Below are 20,953 nucleotides of genomic sequence, written 5' to 3'. Positions count from 1 at the left end.
AGAAAATCAAGCAACCTATTTTTGTAAATATTTGCTTGATTTTTTTTAATTAATTTATGTTATTTTGTTAAACCTGCATTGTCTGAATCTTCATAATAATCTAGCGTTAAATTTACTTTTGTATTACTTGCTTTATCACCTCTTGCATCTCACATGATTAATTGTTTATATACACGATGTTCTAAATCATCTTCAAAGTAATAATCTATTGCTTCGAAATATAATTTAATTACATTATTTACTTTATCCCTGTAAGTTTTATAACTTAAATCATCTTCTCAATAACGACTATTTGTATTTGAATATAATTCTTTAGCCCCTAAATGTACTTTATTATATTTATCGAAACTTTTACCACCACTATTTAATATATTTTCATTAATATTATTAATTAATGAATCCACCATCTTATTAACATAATCATAGAAATTATATTTTTTATTTGATGAATCATCTTTCATTTTTATTGAAGGTCAATTTTGTTTATCTGAATGATATAATTGTCCTTTTTTTGATAATTTATATTGTGGTCTCATACTTCTTGCATATAAATTACCATCATCGCGTTTAATTTCTGTAACAAAATCATAAATTCCTCTTTCGGGAGCTCATTTATCTCTAAAATTAAACCCTGATTTTTGCATCTCTACAACATTGTCGTATACATCTTTAAAATGTAAATGTTTATTTTCTCCATTCATATGGTCTACGATGAAATAGTCAAATTGAATGTATTGTTCTGTAGAATTACGTAAAAGATCATAATATTTGTTTAGTTTATCTAATCAAGGTTTATATCCTGCTATTTCAGGTAAAAACTCATATGCTCTTCTAAATGCCTGAAGATATTCTCCGGCTTCGCCTTGCTCATTGTATCCAACATATTGTTTTAATTTTTTCTTTAATTCAAACATTTCTTTTTCATATCAATTAACTGTTTCATACAGTTTTTCTTTGTAATCCTTATAGTTTCTAATTGTTAGTCTTGTATTACTATTTATTTTATTTTCATAATCTGTAATAAATCCATCATGTAAATCACTATATAGATTTTTTGATGAAGGATTTAAATGTAAGTCTTTTATTTCACTAAATTGATTACTTTGTCTATTATTAAACCCGTTTTCAGGATTAGATAAATCTGAATTAGCTATAAATGTTTGTGCTAAAACTTTTAAACCATCAATATATTCTTTTATTTGTTCTTGAGTTAAAACTGGTTGAATTTTAAAATCACTTACTTCTTTGTTAGAAGCTATTGATTTTTTATTAGTTTTTTCTTGTAATCCACTCATTTCACGCAGAATTCTATCTCTAGCATCTTGAAAAACTTTTTTATCATTTTTTATAAAAACATTATCCCCATAAGCTTTTGAACCAATACTTTTTCCTCAACTTTGATCAATATCTATTCAAGAACTTATTGCATTAGATAAATCTACACGCTCTGCACCCAGTATTGCTAGTTTTTCAACTGCTTTTTTATGCTCAGCATTGTATTTTTGTTTATCTGATTCAATTTTTTGGATATTTGTTTGTACTTGATCATAAATATTTTTTAGTGATGTTTTGTATGAATCACCAGAATAATTAAAGTTTGTAAGTTGATTTTTTAGTGATTCTAGAGATTCGTAATTTGAATTACTTTCTTCTATTCTATTATTTTTAGGTTCGTTTAATGTTTTTTCTATTTGTTTATTAATTTCTTTTACAACTTCTTTATATGAATTTGTAACTAAATTATTATAAGCAACTTTAGCATCAGTAAATGTTTTATTATTTAAAGAATTATTATTAATTGCTGTTGTTATATTTCCTTCAATTTTATTAATTTCAGCATTAATTCAGTTCTCTATATTTATATTTGAGAAGTTTGTAGATATATTAGATTTTTCTGTTGTAAATGTATTTTTTGAACTATTTAATTGTTCAATTAACTGTTTACGTGTTGTGTATTTACTTTTTGTTTCTGTATATTTTGAATTTAAAGTATCATATGATCTTTGGGCTTGTTCTTGTGTTGGATTATGTGTTGGGATAAGAGATTTATTATCTTCAGTATTTTTTGTTGTTGCAAGACTTTGTCTTAAATCTTTATAATAATCATCATTTCCTGATAATGTATCATTTACATAATTTCCAACTGTTTCACTTAATTTTTTGTATTTTTTACCTGAAACTTCTTTTAATTTGTTTTCTAAAGCGTTTTTTGCATTTACATAACTATTTGAGCTGATTTGATTATTATTTGTCTGTGATTTTAAAGAATTAGTTTGATTAGTTAATGTTTGTTCTAATTCTGGTTTTCATTCACTGTTATTTTCATCATTTTTAAATGTGTTATATGTTTGGACTACTTTTTCATATTTAGCTTTATTTTCATCAATTTTTCTTATTTCGGCTTCTGCTGCTTCCTTAGAATATTGTAATGAAGAAATTTTATTTCTAATTTCTTCAGCGCTTCTACCATTATAATTTTGATCTCTATTTACTTCTGTATCAGCACTAGAAATAGCAGTTGTTAAATCAACATTTTTAACTTTGTTATATTCAGGTTTAGTTAAGCTTTTTGCATAATCTTCAACTTCTTTTCTTTTTGTTTCATATTCTCCGACTGCTTTATATCAATCTATATTATTTTGTAATGCATTTAAGCTTGTAGTTGCTTTATTAAAAGCTTCTTTTATTTTTGTAGGATCATTATTCGCACTAGTTATATCTGAATTTAATGTAGTAATAATTTGATTCTTTTCAGCATTTAATAATTCTTTTGCTTTATTATTTCCAGTTATAGCATTAATGTTTCTTTCTAATGTTGTTTTTGAATTTGTATAACTATTTTTAGATGCTTTTATATTACTTGCATTAGTGATTGCTTCTTCAATTTTGTTTTGTCTTGATGAATATGCGTTGTCAGTTAATGCTTCTTCATTTGTAATTGAATTATGAAGATTATTTTCATTACTTAAAACACTTTGAATGTAGCTTTGAATTTCAGGGTCATTGCTATATAAAGTAGTTTTTGAATTTTCAAGTTCAGTTTCTTTTTCAATTAATCTATCTAATAAATTTTTATAATTAGAAATTTTAGTAATATTTTCTTGTTTATGTAAATTATTTTTAGCTTGACTAATATTTGAAGCGCTAGAATTTGTGTTATTTCTAATTTCTTTTTGTGGTTTTAAATCCTTTTCAATTGCTTCTTTAATTTTTTGGTATTTTGATTCAGAACCCACAGCGTCAGTAATGTCTTTATATTCTTTATCAAAACTATCTTTAGCTTTAACTTTATCAAAAATTACTCTTAAATAATCTGTTTCACCAGTATAATCACTTGCTTGTATTGTTTTTGCTTTTTGATTTGTTGATATATTTGAATTTGAATTATTTATAGCGGTTTGTAATTCATTAGCAAAATTTGGATATGTTGTTTTTGCTGACTCTAATTCACTGACTTTAGCATCGTAAGCTGCTTTTGCTACTCTTATGCGTTCTTGTTCTTGATTAGCTTTTGTGACTGCATCATTTAATGCTTTTGTTTTTGCTTCCAAGTCACTAGTTGGTGTTGAATCAATTGCAGATTCTTCAATTGTGTTTGAAGTTATAACATCCCCAAGATCTTTTTTGATTTTACTTTCTTCTAAGTCATTTAATGAAGAATGTTTATTTTTTGCTGATTCAAGTGCTTTTCTGTATTTATCTGCAGCAATTTGTTGATTTATGTTAGCATCAGAATTTAATTGTTGCAATCTTTCTTTTGCTTGATTATAAGCTTCTTTTATACTGTCTAAATCAGCATCATCTGAATCTAAAATACTATTTAATTTTTCTTGTGCTTTTTCAATTTCATTTAAATAATTTTGTTTTGCTCTTTCATTATTTCCAAATTTTTCTTCTAATTTTTCACCAGAAAGACTTTTTTTAGCTTCTTCATCATATTCTGATTTTTTATTGTTTGTTTCAGTAATTTTATTGCTTATTTCTGCATCATTTAATTTAGTTGTAGCGTTGTTAATTTCTTCAGTTGTTGAATCAACATTATCTCTAACATCTTTTTGATCTGAAACTTCTTTTTCAATTGCTTTTTTAATACTATCATTTGCACCTTTATTTTTTAGTGCATCATATGCATCATCAAAGTCTTTTTGTGCTTTTTGTTTTTTGGCATTATCAAATGCTTCTTGAAGAGTGTCAATTGCTTCTTTAATTGTTTCAGAACTTGGTTTGTCTAGATTTTCTGCTGTATGAACAATTTCATTTTCTGTATTTTTTGTATTTTCTAAATCAGCTTTTATTTGATCATATTTAGCATCATTTAAATCTGAGCCTATATATGTTTCAACGTCAGTTTTTAATTTATCAAATTCTTGAGTTTTAGCCAAATTATTTGCAGCGTCTAAGATTTTTTTAGCTTCTTCATATTTAGCAGCGGTTTTTGGATCAGAATTTAATATTGCATCAGCTTTATTTTTTTCATCATTTAATTCAGATTTTATTTTTTGTTTTAAAGCTTCATCTTTAATATTTTCAGCTTCTTGTTTGGTTTTATTAAACTCTTCTAATGATTTTTCATATTTAGCTTTATTATCATTTGTTTCTTCTATTTTTTTAGCTTCTAAAGTTTCATTTAATGTTTCAATTGCTTTTTTAGCTGTATCATATGCTTCTTTTTGTTTTTGTTTATCTTCTCCTGCTTCGGTAAGACTAGTTGTTAATTTTTTTTCAATTTTTAACAGTTCTTCATCATAATATTGTTTTGTTTTAGGATAATTTCCGTCAAGTTCATTAGAAGTTGCTTGTGCTTGTTGTTTTGTATTTTCGTAATCTATTTTAGATTTATCTAACTTAGCTTTTAATATTGCATCGTCTAATGTAGTTATTGTTTTTGTATAGTCATTTACTATAATAGTTTTTGAATCTTCTTTTGCTTTTATTGATGATGTTGAAGAATGTTCAATGTTTTGTAATTCATCTATAATTGCTTTTTCAGCTTGATTACTTGGATTTAAAGAATCTTTTAATGTTTGTAATTCTTTTACTTTTTTATCATAATCTTCTTTTGCTTTATTTAAAACTATATCTTCTTTTGCTTTTTTAAGAGCATTTGTTGCATTGTCATATGCTTGTTTAATTTCTTCTGGAGTTTTAGCTGTTTTTAAATCTTGTGCAAGTGAACCATCTTCTTTTGTAATATCTTCGATTGCTTTTTTATATTTTTTTAATGCTTCAGGATAATTTTCAAATTCGTCATCAGAAGTTGTGTTTTGTAGTTCATTTTTATAGTTTGTTTTTGAACTTTCAATATCTTTTGCGTCTTTAAGAGCTTTTTTTAATCCTGTTTTAAATTCACTATATTTTTCAGGATTTAAAGCATTATCAGCACCTATATTACTTTCTTTATAGGTGTTTAAAGCATTAGTTAAAATGTCCTTAGATTCATTATTTTCAGAAGTTAAACTATCATTGTAATCTGAAACCTCTTTAAAAGCATCTTTATACTCATCAAAACTTTCTTTTATTAAATCTAATTGCGAAATTTGTGATTTAAGTACTTCAGTAGCTTCATTGATTTGTTGTGCAGTTGAATCATCATTATCTCTGATATTTTTTTGTAATTTTAAATGTTCTATAACTGCATTTTTTAGATTTTGATATTTTGTAGAACCTTCTGTATCTTTAAATTTATCTAAAATATCGCCATAAACTTTATCAAAATCTGATTTTGATTTAGCTAAAACAGCATCATCATATGCTTTTTGTAATTTTGGAAGTGATTCTTTTAAAATCTCGATTGTTGGTTTAGGTGTAGATGTTGAAAGTGCTTTTGCATCTTCTGGATCTTTTATGTCTTTTAATGCTCTTGCAATTTCAGGGTATTTAGAATGTTTATTTGCATCTTCTCCATTAGTTTCATCTAATTCAGTCAATAATTGATCTGCTTGTTTAGATAAATTATCATAAGCATTTTGGAAAATTTCTAGTTGTTGATTTTTTGCAGCTTCTAATGCTTGATTTAGATTTTCTTTTGCTTGATTTATTTGATCAATTGTTTCATCAATAGTTGCTGTATTTTTTGTAAAGTTATTTGCTACACTGATTTTATTATCAGTTTCATTTGTTATTGCTAAACCTAATGTATTTTTTACATTTTTATCTAATTTATCATCTAAGGTATTGTAAAAATCTGAAGCTTCTTTTGCTTGTTTATCAAATGCTTCTGATGCTTTAAGAATTTTTTCTTGATCATTTAAAGAATTTAAAGCATCAATTAAATTTTTCTCAGTTGAAGAAGCACTATCATGAATTGTTTTTGCTTTTTCTAATTCTTCTAAAATTTTTCTTTCAGTAGCTATATGTTCGGGTTTTGTAACAAAAGTTCCATCTTTATTTTCTTGTAAGTTGTCTTGGACATATTGTTTAATTGAATCAATTTTTGCTTGTAAATTAGTTCTTGCCTGTTTTCTTTTGGCTTTATTTTCAATGTATTTGTCATTTGCTTGAGTTATTGCACCTGATAATTCTTTTGCTTTTTGATCAAAATTGTCTTTTGTTTTATTATTATCATCTTTAAAAAATTTTTGTAATTCTGTTACTTTATTTTTTAAAGTATTATAAAGTTCTTCATCATCTTTATTTAAAACAGGTGCTTTAATTTTTGATAATAATGTTTCAGCATCTTCTACTTTAAGATCAAAGTTATCTTTTGATGTTTTTAGTTCTGTATTAGCTTCAAATATAGTTGTTAAATTATCAATTGATGCTTGAATTTGTTCATCAGTTACTGAATCTTTTAATGTTGGTTCAGCAGCATCTGGATCATTTTCTAATAATTGTTCATTTGTGTCAATTGCTTCATTTAACTTATCTTTTATAAACTTAAATTTAGAATCTTTTAAATCAGAATCAATATAATTTTCAATTAAATGTTTTAGTGCTAAATAACTTTGGAATTTACGGTTTTTATCTAAGGTTTCTTTGTCGTGTTTAGCTTTATCAAGAGCAATTTGAATATTTTTAATTGCTTCTTTAACGTCAACATTTTTTTGTTTATCATTTTTTTCTTCGCTATTAATACTTGTTTCATATAACTCATTAATTTCTGCGATTTTGTTTTTTAATTCTGTTTTAATTGATGAATATTTTTCTTCATCTAATGAAGTTTCATAATTAGATGCTTCAGAATATTTATTTTCATATTTAGCTTTTGATTCCTCTAAATCAATTCTGTCTTTTTTGGCTTCTATTTCATTTAATTTTGATTCTAAATCATTTTTTGCTTGTGTTATTTGTGTACTTGTTGATTCAGTATCTTTTTTAGCAACGACTCCATCAGTTTCTGATTTTTTAATTTTTAATTCTTCAGCTAAATTAGGATATTTTTGTGGATTTTCTTCTAATTCTGCTATTAATTTATTTGCTTTATTTGCAATTGTTTCATATTCTGTGCTTGCTTGTTCACGATTTGTTGCTGTTTCATTAACCATTTGTTTGGTTTTTTCAAAAATAGTTGATAATTCATTATTTCATTGTTGAATTTCAGCAGTATCTGAAGAGTTTTTAGTTTTTTCTTTAATGTTATTTAAAGCTTCTTGTAACTCGCTTATTGATTTAGCATCTTCTGGGTGTGTATGAGTTTTTATGTAATTTTCAATATCGGTAAATGTTGAATTTATATTGTCTTTAGCTTGCTTTTTGTTTTCGATTTGATTTTCAAAGTTTTTTAATACTTCAGTTGCATCTAAAATATCTCTTGTTGTTGAGTTTGGATTATTTATTATTGCATCTTTTTCAGTTATTAAATTAATTATTTCTTGTTTAATTGACTCATATTTAGATTCTGTTAATTCATCTTTGATTTCATTTAATTTCGCTTTTTGTGTATTATAAGCAGTAATTGCTTCACCTTTTTTGGTTTTTAAAGCTTCGATTATTTTTTCTGCTGATTCGTATATTTTGTCAAATGTTTTTGATTCAGTGCCTTGACTTTCGGTTGCTAAAATATCAGATACATATTGTTTAATATCTGGATATTTATTATCAGTAAAATCATTTAAAAAAGTATTTGCAAATTCTTGTGCTTCTTTTAAAGTATTAATTGAATGATTTCTTAATACATCGTTTAAATATTTTTTAACTTTTGCAGATTCTATGTAACTAGTAATTTTGCTTATACTGTCATAAACAACTTCAAAATCATCACTTTCAATTCCTAAGTCATATTTTTCTTTTGAAAAGTTTAATAAATCTTCTTTTGTTTTAGCATCATCTGCAGTAATTAATGTTTCATTTGAGTATGCTTTAGCTTCATCATACACTTTTTGAAGTGTTTGTTTAGAAACCTCATGAGCTTTTTTAGTTGCATCTTCTAATTCTTGAATTAATTTTTGTTTTGCTTCTAAAATTTCACCAACATTAGAATTTTCAAAACTAATATTTTTTGCAATTTCATCACGATTAGTTTTTTCATTTGAATATAGTTCGCTATAAAAATCGTGTAATGATAAAGGGTCATTAATAAATTCATTTAATTTTCTTAAAGCTGTTTCATAATCAGAAAAAGCCATTTGTTTAATATCATTATCTTTAATTGCTTTGTCTTTTTTTATTTGGTCAAAAATATCTTGAAGAATTTTTGTTTGATTGTCTATTTCTTTTTGACTAGAATTTGAATTTAAATTATTATCTGAGTTTTCAACTGCTTCTTGAAGCTTGTTTTTTAAATTTTCATACTCTGTAAATCTCAATTCATCATCAATATAGTTTTTTATTTGGCTTTTTAATGAATTATATTTTTTACTGCTGTTTTCTTTGTTGTTTGAAATTATAGTCGCAAATTTTTGTAAGGAAAATTTAAGGTTATCAATTTTTATCCTAACTTTTGTAAAAGTGTCGTAAAAAATATTTAACACAGGGTTATCATCTAAAATATCTTGTACTAATTTTGATAAAAATTCATCATCTTTTAATTCAGTATTTTTAAATTCATTTAAATTGTTTCATAATTTTTGTTGAGTCTGAATTAGATTTTTTAATCTAGCTTCTTCAACAATAAATGTTGTTGTAGTAACCGCTAAAGTAGCAGTAGATACAACCAGTATTCCACTTATTTTCTTTAATTTTTTTTGATTTAAGTTCATTTCTTTCTCCTAACTGCAAATAGCAAAAATTTGTACATAAATTTAATTATTAGTATGCTAAAGCAATGTTTTACAAATTATACAATCAAAAAAAAAAAAAAAAACGAACTTTTGCTTGGAATTTTACTTGTTTTTTAGGTTTTTTTATTTTTCAAAGTTTTAAAAGCAAAAAAATATTAAAAAAATCAGTTTTCTGATTTTTAAAAAATTTTAGATTTCTTATTTAAAAATTTTGATTTCTGATTCATTATTAATTTTTAATTCAGCTTCTAACCCTAATGGAATTACAGATAAAGGCATAGAATGACCAAAATCTAAATTGGCAATTATTGGAATATTTTTTAGTTCTGGTTTTGTTGTTAACATGGTAACTAAATCTTCTTTTGAAATGTTTGAACCTAAACAAAATCTACCTATCATTAGCCCCTTTACATGTTTAAATCACGGTGATTGAATTAATGAAACTAGCATTCTTTCAAAATTATCATAATCATATAGTGAAACTGTTTCAATTGCTAAAATAGTATCTTCTTTTACATCTGGAAAATTTGAAGTTGGATTTATTAGCAGTAGTGTAGATAAATTACCACCTAATATTTTTCCTTTTGCTTTTCCATCTTGAATATTTCATCATCCTGTATTTTTTTCTAATTTACGATTTTCTTGATCAATAAATCATAAATCGTCACTTCATAATTCTGATGATTCTAATTGCACTTCTTTATCTTCACTTAAAAACATATTTCTAAATTGTTTTTCAATATATTCTGAGTTTTTTAGCATTGCAAATGATGAAAAATGTGGTCCATAAAATACAGGAAATTTAGCATGTTTTAAAATAGCTAAATGTAACGATGTAATATCACTAAATCCACAAAAAATCTTAGGATTATTTTTTATAATTTCTCAATTTATATATGGTAATAACTGATGTGAATTAAATCCACCAATAACTGTTAAAATAGCTTTAACATTTTTATCCAAAAAAGCTTCATGTAAATCTTCTACCTTTTTTTCAATTGAACCAGATAAGCGATTTTCTACTTCATAAACATTTTTACCAAAAGTTACTTTAAATCCCATAGATTCCAATTTTTTTATAGCTAAATCAGTATTTATTTCACCTATTAATTTTAAACTCCTTGCAGGTGCAATAACTCTAATTTCATCACCAGGTTTTAAAAACATAAATTTATTCATTTTTACCTCTTTTGTTTATATCTTTAAATTTCATAATAATAAATTATACATTTGACTTAAAAATTTAAAGTTACAAATTTAAAAGAAAAATCAAATAACAACTTTAAAATACACAAAATTTTGTTTTTGTTGTTGAAAATATTTTTTTCTAAAATTGACTGTTTTGCAGTATTTTGGGGGCTAAAATAAGGAATTTAACTAAATTTTTTGGAATTTTAGATAAAATTAAAATATGTATAATCACAAATTAATTGAAAAAAAATGACAACAAAACTGAGATGAAACTCACGCATTTAAAACCACTGATAAAAGTGATAAAAAAGCTTATATTTTGGACATGTTTCCATACCCTAGTGGATCTGGTTTACATGTTGGTCACCCTGAAGGATATACTGCCACCGATATCATAAGCCGTTACAAAAGACTAAATGGTTACGATGTTTTACATCCGATGGGTTGAGATGCATTTGGGTTACCAGCTGAACAATATGCATTAAAAACAGGAAACAATCCAGCTGATTTTACAGCCAAAAATATTGCAAACTTTAAACGTCAAATTAAAAGTTTAGGATTTAGTTATGATTTTGATAAAGAAATTAATACATCAGATCCCAATTATTATGTAATGACACAGTGAATTTTTAAAGAACTATACAATCATGGTTTAGCAAAAATTGAAGATGTCGATGTTAATTGATGTGAGGCTTTAGGAACTGTTTTAGCAAATGAAGAAGTTGTAGAAGATGAAAATGGTAATAAAGTTTCTGAACGTGGACATTATCCGGTAGTAAAAAAACCAATGCGTCAATGAGTTTTAAAAATAACAAATTATGCAGAAGAATTACTAGAAGGATTAAAAGATCTTGATTGAAGTGATAGTTTAAAAGCGTTACAAACTAATTGAATAGGTAAAAGCGTAGGAACAGAAGTTTCATTTAAAGTTAAAAGTAAAGATATTTATATAAGAACATTTACAACTAGACCTGACACAATTTTTGGTGTGTCATTTATTTGTGTTAGCCCTGAATACAAAAAATTAAAAAAATTAGTAACAGAAGAACATAGAGAAGAAGTGGAAAATTTTGTAGAAAAAGCTAAAAATCTTTCACAAATTCAAAGAAATAATGTAAACAGAGAAACAAGCGGAGTATTTACAGGAAGCTATGTTTTAAATCCTTTAAATGACGAACTAATTCCTATTTATGTAGGTGATTATTTAGTAGAAGGATATGGTACCGGAGCTGTTATGGGTGTACCTGCTCATGATTTAAGAGATTGAAAATTTGCAACTAAATATAACCTTGATATAAAATGAGTTATTCAAACAGAAGATTTAACTAAACCTTATGAAGGTGATGGAGTTCATATAAATAGTGAAATGTTAAATGGTTTAAAAACCGACGAAGCTATAAAACAAATAAATGAATTTTTTGAAACCAATATGATAGGAAGAGTTGAAACAAACTACAAATTAAGAGATTGAATTTTTAGTCGTCAAAGATATTGAGGTGAACCATTCCCTGTTTTATTTGACCAAGAAGGTAATATTAGTTTAGTTGATGAATTAGTGCAACTTCCTGAAACAAACAACATTAAACCTTCAGGAACTGGAGAAAGTCCACTTGCAAACCTTTCAGATTGATTATATGTAGAAATAGATGGTAAAAAATATCGTCGTGATACAAATACAATGCCACAATGAGCTGGTTCTTCATGATACTTTTTAGCTTACATATTAAAAAATACTGATGGAACATATGAAAAATTAAATAGTATAGAAGCTAAAAAACGTTTTAAAAAATGATTGCCAGTTGATTTATATATTGGTGGACAAGAACACGCAACATTACACTTATTATATGCTCGCTTCTGAAATAATTTTCTTTTCAATCGCGGAATTGTACCTGTTAAAGAACCATTTTTCAAATTAGTAAATCAAGGTATGATTTTAGGAACCGATGGACAAAAAATGTCAAAAAGTCTTGGTAATGTTATTAATCCCGATGATATTGTTGAAAATTATGGAGCAGATACTTTAAGAATCTATGAAATGTTTATGGGTCCATTAACAGATACAAAAGCTTGAAACGATTCAGGTGTTAACGGAATTAGAAAATGATTAGATAGAGTCTATAATCAATTTGAAAGACTTCAAAAAAATAAATTAACTGATGAAGCTACAAAAGAAGAAGAAAGCGAATTAAATAAAGTTATATTAGAAGTTACAAATAATATTGAAAAATTAAAATTTAATATTGTTATTAGTAAAATGATGATATTTATTAATTACTTAGCTCAATTACAACAAGCATCACTTGAAACTTTAAAAACTTTTTCTATACTATTAAGTCCTTTTGCTCCACACTTAGCTGAAGAGTTACTTGAAAAATTATCACAAGAAAATATTATGAACCAAGCATGACCTATTTATGATGAAAATAAAATTATTGTTTCAAAAGTATTTATAGGAATACAAGTTAATGGAAAAATAAGAGGTGAAATCGGTATTGAAGACGATTGAACCGAAAATGAAATTATAGAAAAAGCAAAAGAAATTGAATCAGTTAAAAAATATTTAACAAATAAGAATATAATAAAAGTAATTTACAAAGAAAATGCAATAATAAACTTTATCTGCAAATAAGATAAGCTTATAAATTGTTAAAATAAAGGGAGAAAAAATGATCAAATTAATTAACCAATTAAATGGAAATTTAGTTTTAAAGGCTGCATTTGAAGACACATTAGTGCCTGAAGAAACTTTAAAAGAAAATAATCAAGTGACAGATTTTTTTGCTACAAAAGAATCATTTGTATATTTAGGAGAAAAAGGTAAATTTACAACAAAAGATTTAAGAAGTTTTGCAATGTCATTTACTGCAAATCAAAAAAGAATATATACAGTAGATATTGCTTCTTTTGTAACTCAAAAAGTAAATATAAATGAAGTTTTAAAAGCTTTTTTAGATGCTTATGAATTTAATAACGCTGATGTTTTTAGTTTAAAAACAAACAAAAAAGATACTTCTAAAGACTTATTTTTATACACAACACAAGATTTAGAAAAAGTTGCACACGATCAAGATGTTTTAAATAAAAGCATTACATTTGCAAGAAACTTACAAAGAATGGTTCCAAATATTGCAAACAGTGAATTTTTAGCTAACGCATATTCTGAAGAACTTTCAAAATATCCAAATTTAAAAGTAACAGTGCTTGATAAAAAAGCAATAGAAGAACAAAAAATGGGACTTTTACTAAGTGTAAATAGAGGAAGCACATACGAACCTCGTGTAGTAGTTGTTGAATATAATGGAAACCCTAATTCAGATACTAAATTAGCATTAGTAGGTAAAGGAATTACATTTGATAGTGGTGGATATAGTTTAAAACCTTCAAGATATATGTTAGGTATGAAATATGACATGTCAGGTTCAGCTGCGGTTGCTGCTACAATGAAAGCTATTGCAGAATTAAAACCGGGAGCAAACGTTGTTGCAGTTATGCCTTTAACTGACAACCGTGTAAATGGTGATGCTTCTACTCCCGACAGTGTTTGAACATCAATGAATGGAAAAACAGTTGAAATCAACAACACAGATGCTGAAGGTAGATTAGTGCTTGCAGATGGAATAACATATGCAATTAAAAATTTAAAAGCTACAAAAGTTTTAACAATCGCAACATTAACTGGAGCAATATTAGTAGGATTAGGTCACACATACACAGGTGCATGAGCAACTAATCCAGCAGATTGAAAAGCACTTGATATTTCAGCTAAAAAACAACATGAACTAGTGTGAAGAATGCCACTTCATGAAGAATATGCAAAAGAAATCAAAAACACAAAAGTTGCTGACCTTAAAAATACTGACTTGACAGGTGATGCAGGTTCTTCATCTGCTGCAATGTTCTTAAAAGAATTTGCAGAAGATGTTGACTTTATGCACTTAGATATAGCGGGAACAAACGACATAGCAGATGTTCCTCAGGGAGTAATGATAAAGACCATGTATGAATTGTCTAAAAATATAAAATAATACAATAAAAACCAGTTTTTCTGGTTTTTATTTTGTTTTTTTTTTTTTTTTTTGTTTGTCTTTTTTATTTTTTCAATCTTAACAATGTGTTATAATGACGTTTCGCGTTTAATTCAAATATCACATTAATAATTTATATTTTTGACAATGAATGGAGGAAAAATGAAAGAAGTAAATCAAGAAAAGAAACACAAAAAAACATTTATTTGAATAATTGTTATTTTTCTATCTATTTTAATTGGTGCCACCATTGCATCAATTCCAACTTATTATTCAATCAAAAATAAAAATGCAAATTTAAGCAAACGAAATGAAAATAACAAAAATTATTATTTAGCACAATTAACGTCTTTAGAAAATCAACTTATCAAAAAACAATCTCAACTTTCTAAGTTAAATGACAATTTGAAAAAAATTAATAATGAAAATAATAATGCAAAAAGTGATTTGGAAAAAGAAATTAAAACCTTAGAATCTGAATCGAATATTTTAAGAGAAAGAATATTATCTATAAACTCAATATTAAAAAGCAAAGATATGGAAATTTCAGAACTTCTTGAAAAATTAAAAGAATTTAAGGATAAGTATCTTCCGAGTGAAGACGTAGATCATGAAGATTTTAAAAATGATAATTTTGATATAGTATTAAGTACAACTTATGAGAAATCGTATGATACCGACCCTTTAAAGCCATTTACAAAAGATGATTATTCAACAAAAATAAGTTTAAAAAGAAATTATAATAAAAATAATTTTACAGAGAAAGAAATTTTATTTGAATTCGATGATAATTTCTATAAAAAAATGCTGGAATATGCAAAACATATGGCTAATCAAAATAACCAAGACGATATATCTTTATATTGGGAAGATTTATTTGTATATTTTCTTTCATATTTAGGGGCAAATCAAGCTGGAGCATATAGTGTTAACACTAAGTTATTTTATTTTTTAATAGATGAGGGGGATTTAATAGATATTCATTACCTAAATAAAAATTTAGATTTACAAACAGTGTCTTTTAATCTCCACTATTTTTATGATTCAAAAAACGTATTAAATATTGATAAAATCTATAAATCTGGCAAACATTATAGAGTTGTAATAAAAATAAAAACAGGAACAAACAGACAACCATCACATAAATATTACCATGATAAAGATATAAATAAGTATTTAAAATATTATATAAATAATGATTGAAATATAGCAAACTACTCAATAGATGAAAAATCGCAAAATAATGAAGATATTAAATTCTATTGAAAAGAATACAAAACAAGAGATGAAGAAGATAATATGCCTGCCCACGTTGATTTAATAATTTATTTATCCGCTAAAAAGCAAAAAGAATTATTTCAAAATTTAGAAAGTGATATTAACGAAAAAGCAGCTATATTAAAAAATATTCTTAATGAAGAACTAAAAACAAAACAGTGATATTTAGATTTAGATAAAACATATGAAAAAGAAATAACTTCATGAAATGTAGACAATAATAATTTTTTACTAGAATACCAAAACAGATTTACTAATAATTCAGATAAAATGCCTTTATACTTTAATATGTTAAGACTTAATTTTTTAGAAAAAAAAGATTATCATGATAATTACGATATATTTGACTAGTTATTATCTTAATAATTTAATTAATTAAAAAATAATGAAATAATATTATATTTTTCAGTGATTGGGGGTCAAATGGAAAAAGAAAAACAAAAACAAAAGAAAAAAACACTTATTTCAATAATAATTATCTTTTTGTCTATTATATTCGGTATTGCTGTTTCATCAATTTCTGTATATTATATAACTAGAAATCAAGGTATTAATTTAAATAAACAAAAAGAAAAAGATAAAAATTACTATTTATTAAAATTACAATCTTTAGAAAATCAGCTAATTGAAAAAGAATCTGAAATTTATAAATTAAATAACCAAATGGAAAATTTCAATGACAATAATAATGATGTTCTAAAAGAAAGAGTCAAAACCTTAGAATCTGAATCAAATACTTTAAGAGAAAGAATATCATCTATGAATTCAATATTAAAAAGCAAGGATATTGAAATTTCAGAACTTCTTAAAAAATTAAAAGAATTTGAAGACAGATATCTTCCGAGTGAAGACGTAGATCATGAAGATTTTAAAAATGATAACTTTGATATAGTATTAAATACAACATATGATAAATCATATAGTACTGACCCTTTAAAACCAGTTGAAAAAGATGATTATTCAACAAAGATAACTTTAAAAAGAAATACAAATCATAATAATTTAACAGAGAAAGAATTTTTATTTGAATTTGATTATGATTTTTATCAAAAATTATTTGACGAAGAAAAAAGACATACACAATGAGAAAATATGAATAACGAAGTATTGGTAAAATGAGAGGAACTTGTTTTAGATGCCATTATGTATGCGGGAGCTACTGTAGGACCAGGTTGAAATATTGATAATAATAAAATATTTTATTTCGCTATTGAACCTAAGGATTTAATAGAAATTAATTTTTTAAACAAAGAATTAAAATCTAAAAAAATATCATATGAATTTAATTACAATTACCAAAAAAATCATATCTTGAATATTGATGAAATTTATAAATCAGGAAAACATTATAGAGTAATAATAAAAATAAAATCAGGAATTAATAGAGATGCAAGATATAATTATAAAAACGATGAAGAATTAAATAAGAAAATAAAATATTATATAAATAATGATTGAAATATAGCAAACTACTCAATAGATGAAAAATCACAAAATAATGAAGATATTAAATTCTATTGAAAAGAATACAAAACAAAAGATGAAGAAAATAATATACCCGCTCACGTTGATTTAATAATTTATTTATCTGCTAAAAAGCAAAAAGAATTATTTCAAAATTTAGAAAGTGATATTAACGAAAAAGCAGCTATATTAAAAAATATTCTTAATGAAGAACTAAAAACAAAACAGTGATATTTAGATTTAGATAAAACATATGAAAAAGAAATAACTTCATGAAATGTAGAAAATGAACATTTTACATTAGAATATAATAATTTTTCATACGGTGAATCTAATAAAACTCCACTATATCTAAATATATTAAGATTAAATTTTTTAAATAGCCAAGACCTTTCTGATAATTAATAAAAAATCACCTAAATTAGATGAACAAAATTTGACGCAAAACTCATATTGATTTTTATTGATATGAGTTTTTTTACTTTAATTTATTAGATTATATATTATTTATGTGTAAAGATATAGCATAGTATATTTCAAATGTCTTCATATTTTTTTCATATTATTGATGCTTATTTTTAAAATAAATAATTATAAAGCAATTCAGTTAAATGATTTTTTGTGTTTTAAATCATTCTTTTTTCAAGAATTTGAAATAGTTTATTATAATATGAATTTTTTGTAATTCTGTTTAAATATAATAAATATTTGGATCACATTTTTCTAGTGAATTGTCTTTAGTAGTCATTGATTGAATTATTTTATTTTTTACTAAGTAATTTTTCACATGAAAATCTGCATATTCTACACCATTATTAGCATGAAAATATTGATGTTTAATCTTGTGTTTTTTACGCAAACTTGATTTTCATTTCTAAAAACTTTTAAATTAATATAAAATTTTAATAGGAGAAAAATGGAAAAAGAAAATAAAAAGAAAAACAAAAAACAGCTTTTGTGAATTCTTTGATTGTTTTTATTATTATTTTCAATTACTTCAATTTCGGCTATTTCTACTTACTTTTTAACAAAAAATAGCAATAAAAATTCAGTAATAAAACAAAAGATTAATAAAAATTACTACGATTCACAATTAAAATCTTTAGAAGATGATTTATTAGATAAAGCAGCCAAAATTTTAGAATTAAAAAATAAATTAAAAAATAATAGTGAGGATGATTCTGAAAATCAAAAACTTACCAATGAACTTAAAACTTTGGAATCAGAATATGAAACTTTAAAACAGCGAATTTTAGAACTAAATTCTATAATAGAAAATAAAAATCAAGAAATTTCAGAGCTTACTAAAAACATAAAAGATTATGAAGAAAAATATATCAAAAAAGAAGACATAGATAATGAAGATTTTAAAAATGAGAATTTTGATATAGTTTTACTAACGACATATGAAAAATCACAAAGCATTGACCCGCTAGACCCTGTAGATGTAAAAAATTATTCTTCAAAAGTTACATTAAAAAAGGGCATTACTTCAAATAAGCTTACAGAAAAAGAGTTTTTATTTGAGTTCAACAAAGAATATGTAGAAGAAGTAATGAAAAATAGAAAACTAGGAGTTAGCAATGAAGTGAAATATGGAAATATTAAATGAAATAAACTAATTTTTCAAGCACTTATAAATGCAGGGGTAACATTTATAGAAGATTCTAGACTAGAAATAACAAATAAAAGAATATTTTACTTTGGTTTAGATGATGAAGATTTAATCGACGTAATTTACCTTGATAAAAATTTAAATACACAAACAATGACTGCAAAAAATGAAGATGATGCATGAAATAAATTGGTAAATTTAGACGATATTCATAAAACTGGTAACCACTATAGAATTATAATAAAACTTAAATGAGCACCTAATAGAATTGAACGCTCGCGTGTGTTAATTCCAACTAATTCAGGAGAAGAAATGGAATTTACATATTATAAAAACAAAGATGTTAATTTAAAAAATTACGAGGTTGATAAAAAATATCAAGACAATCCAGACATTAAATTCTACTGAAAAGAATATAAAGATAGAGATGATGAAAATAATATACCAGCTCACATTGATTTAATAATTTATTTATCCGCTAAAAAACAAAAAGAATTATTTGGATCTTGAGATGCAAAACTAAGTGATAAAAGAGATAAAATAAACCAAATTTTACAAGAGGAAATAGAGCAAAAAGAATGATATATCAAATCATTAGAAGAACATAAATTAAAAGTAACTTCTTGATTTATCAATGATATGAATAACTACAATTTAGAATATTCAGATATTCAAAGTTATGATTATAATAATAAAATTCCTTTATTTATTAATGTATTAAGAATTAATTTTTTAGGAAATGAAGATACTAATAAAAATTAATAGGAGAAATAATGACAAATAATAATGATAAAGATAAACAAAAGAAAAAATCAAAATTATGAATTTTAATAATATTTTTAGCTTTTTTATCTGTTGTTTCAATCGCTACTATTCCAACTTATGTTGTTACAAAAAACAAAAACAATAGTTTTAATAAGCAACAAAAAATTAATGAAAATTTTTATAAATCTCAATTAAAGTCCTTAGAAAATACATTACTTGATAAATCTGCTGAAATTTCTAAATTACAAAGTCAATTAAAAAACAAAAACACAGATCAAAATAAAAATCAAGAAATTTCTAACAAAATTACCTCTTTAAACGCAAAAATCAATGAAATAAGAGATCAAATTTTAGAATTAAATTCGATATTAAAAGATAAAGATATTGAAATAGAACAATTGCATAAAAAAATAACTGAATATCAAGAAAAATATTCATCAAAAGAAGACGTAGACAACAAAATGTTTAAAAGTGAAAATTTTGACGAGGTTTTAATAACAAATTATGAAACCAACAATGAAACAGACCCACTAAAACCTATTGACCTTAATAACTTTTCGTGAAGAGCAACTTTAAAAAGAGATACTAACTCAAATAACCTTACTGCCAAAGAATTTTTATTTGAATTTGATGATCTTTTTTACGAAAATAGATTATCAGAAGAAAGAAAATACGGTAATTTGGCTGACGATGAAGATTTAGCGTGAGAAACTCTTACATTTTATGCCCTTATGTATTCTGGAGCAATACCTGGAGGGCCTGGATTCCATATTGATAATAATAAACTATTTTATTTCCAAATTTATGATGGTAACCTTATGGATATAACTTTTTTAAAGAAAGATTTAACAACTGAAACAATAAACTTTGTATATGATTATAGAAAAAAAGGTACACAACCAATAAAAAGAGATGAATTATATAAACATGATAACCACTATAAAGCCATAATAACAATAATACCCGGAACTAGTAAATATGAATTTATAAATGATTATCCTTATACATATTATGTAAATAGAGATTGAAATATAAAAAATTACTCAATAGAACAAAAATATCAAGATAATCCAGATATTAAATTTTATTGAAAAAAGTATGAAGAAAAAAGTGAAGATAATAACATCACTATACCTGCACACGTAGATTTAATAATTTATTTATCTGCTCAAAAACAAAAAGAATTATTTGGTGCGTGAGATGGTGATTTAGATCACAAAAAAGATAAAATTAAAGAAATCTTGCAAAAAGAATTAGAAACAAAAGAATGATATAAAAACTTAGATAAAACAAATAAAAAAGAAGTAATTACTGAATCTTCTGATTATTGATCATTTATAGTTAATACTCCTGAACCTTGAAAAAACGATCAGAAAAATCACTTGTTTTTATATTTTAATATTTTAAGAATTAACTTCATGGAAAATGAAGATAATTAGTCAAAAAAAATTAAC

At 24.6% G+C, this 20,953-nt stretch carries 8 protein-coding genes; 6 read left to right on the top strand and 2 right to left on the bottom strand.

All coding sequences use genetic code 4. The features are described from left to right. Positions 1-59: 59 nt before the first annotated feature. Both KQ877_RS02410 and KQ877_RS02405 read right to left on the bottom strand, forming a co-directional pair. The gene (locus KQ877_RS02410; protein WP_216535950.1) at positions 60-9,137 is read right to left on the bottom strand and encodes a hypothetical protein; all 9,078 of its coding nucleotides are present in this window, start codon (positions 9,135-9,137) and stop codon (positions 60-62) included. A 219-nt stretch (positions 9,138-9,356) separates the two neighbouring features. Beyond that, positions 9,357-10,337: a S66 family peptidase gene (locus KQ877_RS02405; protein WP_216488314.1), complete on the bottom strand. Its 981-nt coding sequence runs from the start codon at positions 10,335-10,337 to the stop codon at positions 9,357-9,359. Between the two features lie 232 nt (positions 10,338-10,569). Here KQ877_RS02405 and leuS point away from each other — a divergent pair, with 232 nt between their 5' ends. The 6 genes from leuS (at position 10,570) to KQ877_RS02375 (ending at position 20,938) form a co-directional block, all read left to right on the top strand. Continuing rightward, positions 10,570-12,981, top strand: coding sequence for a leucine--tRNA ligase (gene leuS / locus KQ877_RS02400; RefSeq protein ID WP_216535949.1), 2,412 nt, complete (start codon positions 10,570-10,572; stop codon positions 12,979-12,981). A 37-nt stretch (positions 12,982-13,018) separates the two neighbouring features. Further along, entirely contained in the window at positions 13,019-14,377 is a 1,359-nt protein-coding gene (locus KQ877_RS02395; RefSeq protein WP_216535948.1) for a M17 family metallopeptidase, read from the top strand. 162 nt (positions 14,378-14,539) lie between these two features. Beyond that, positions 14,540-16,006, top strand: coding sequence for a hypothetical protein (locus KQ877_RS02390; protein ID WP_216535947.1), 1,467 nt, complete (start codon positions 14,540-14,542; stop codon positions 16,004-16,006). A 72-nt stretch (positions 16,007-16,078) separates the two neighbouring features. Further along, complete coding sequence (locus tag KQ877_RS02385; protein WP_216535946.1) at positions 16,079-17,524, top strand: hypothetical protein; 1,446 nt, start codon at positions 16,079-16,081, stop codon at positions 17,522-17,524. Positions 17,525-18,035: 511 nt separating this feature from the next. Further along, a complete protein-coding gene (locus KQ877_RS02380; RefSeq protein ID WP_216535945.1) occupies positions 18,036-19,496 on the top strand; it encodes a hypothetical protein in 1,461 nt (486 codons plus the stop codon). An 11-nt stretch (positions 19,497-19,507) separates the two neighbouring features. After that, positions 19,508-20,938 (top strand): hypothetical protein, encoded by a 1,431-nt coding sequence (locus KQ877_RS02375; protein ID WP_216535944.1) that lies wholly within the window; start codon positions 19,508-19,510, stop codon positions 20,936-20,938. Positions 20,939-20,953: the final 15 nt, after the last annotated feature.

The sequence above is a fragment of the Mycoplasma zalophi genome (assembly GCF_018914005.1).
Classification (GTDB): Bacteria; Bacillota_I; Bacilli_A; order Mycoplasmatales; family Metamycoplasmataceae; genus Metamycoplasma; species Metamycoplasma zalophi_A.
Note: the sequence above shows the minus strand (reverse complement) of the source record. Positions and strands in the feature narration are given on the sequence as shown.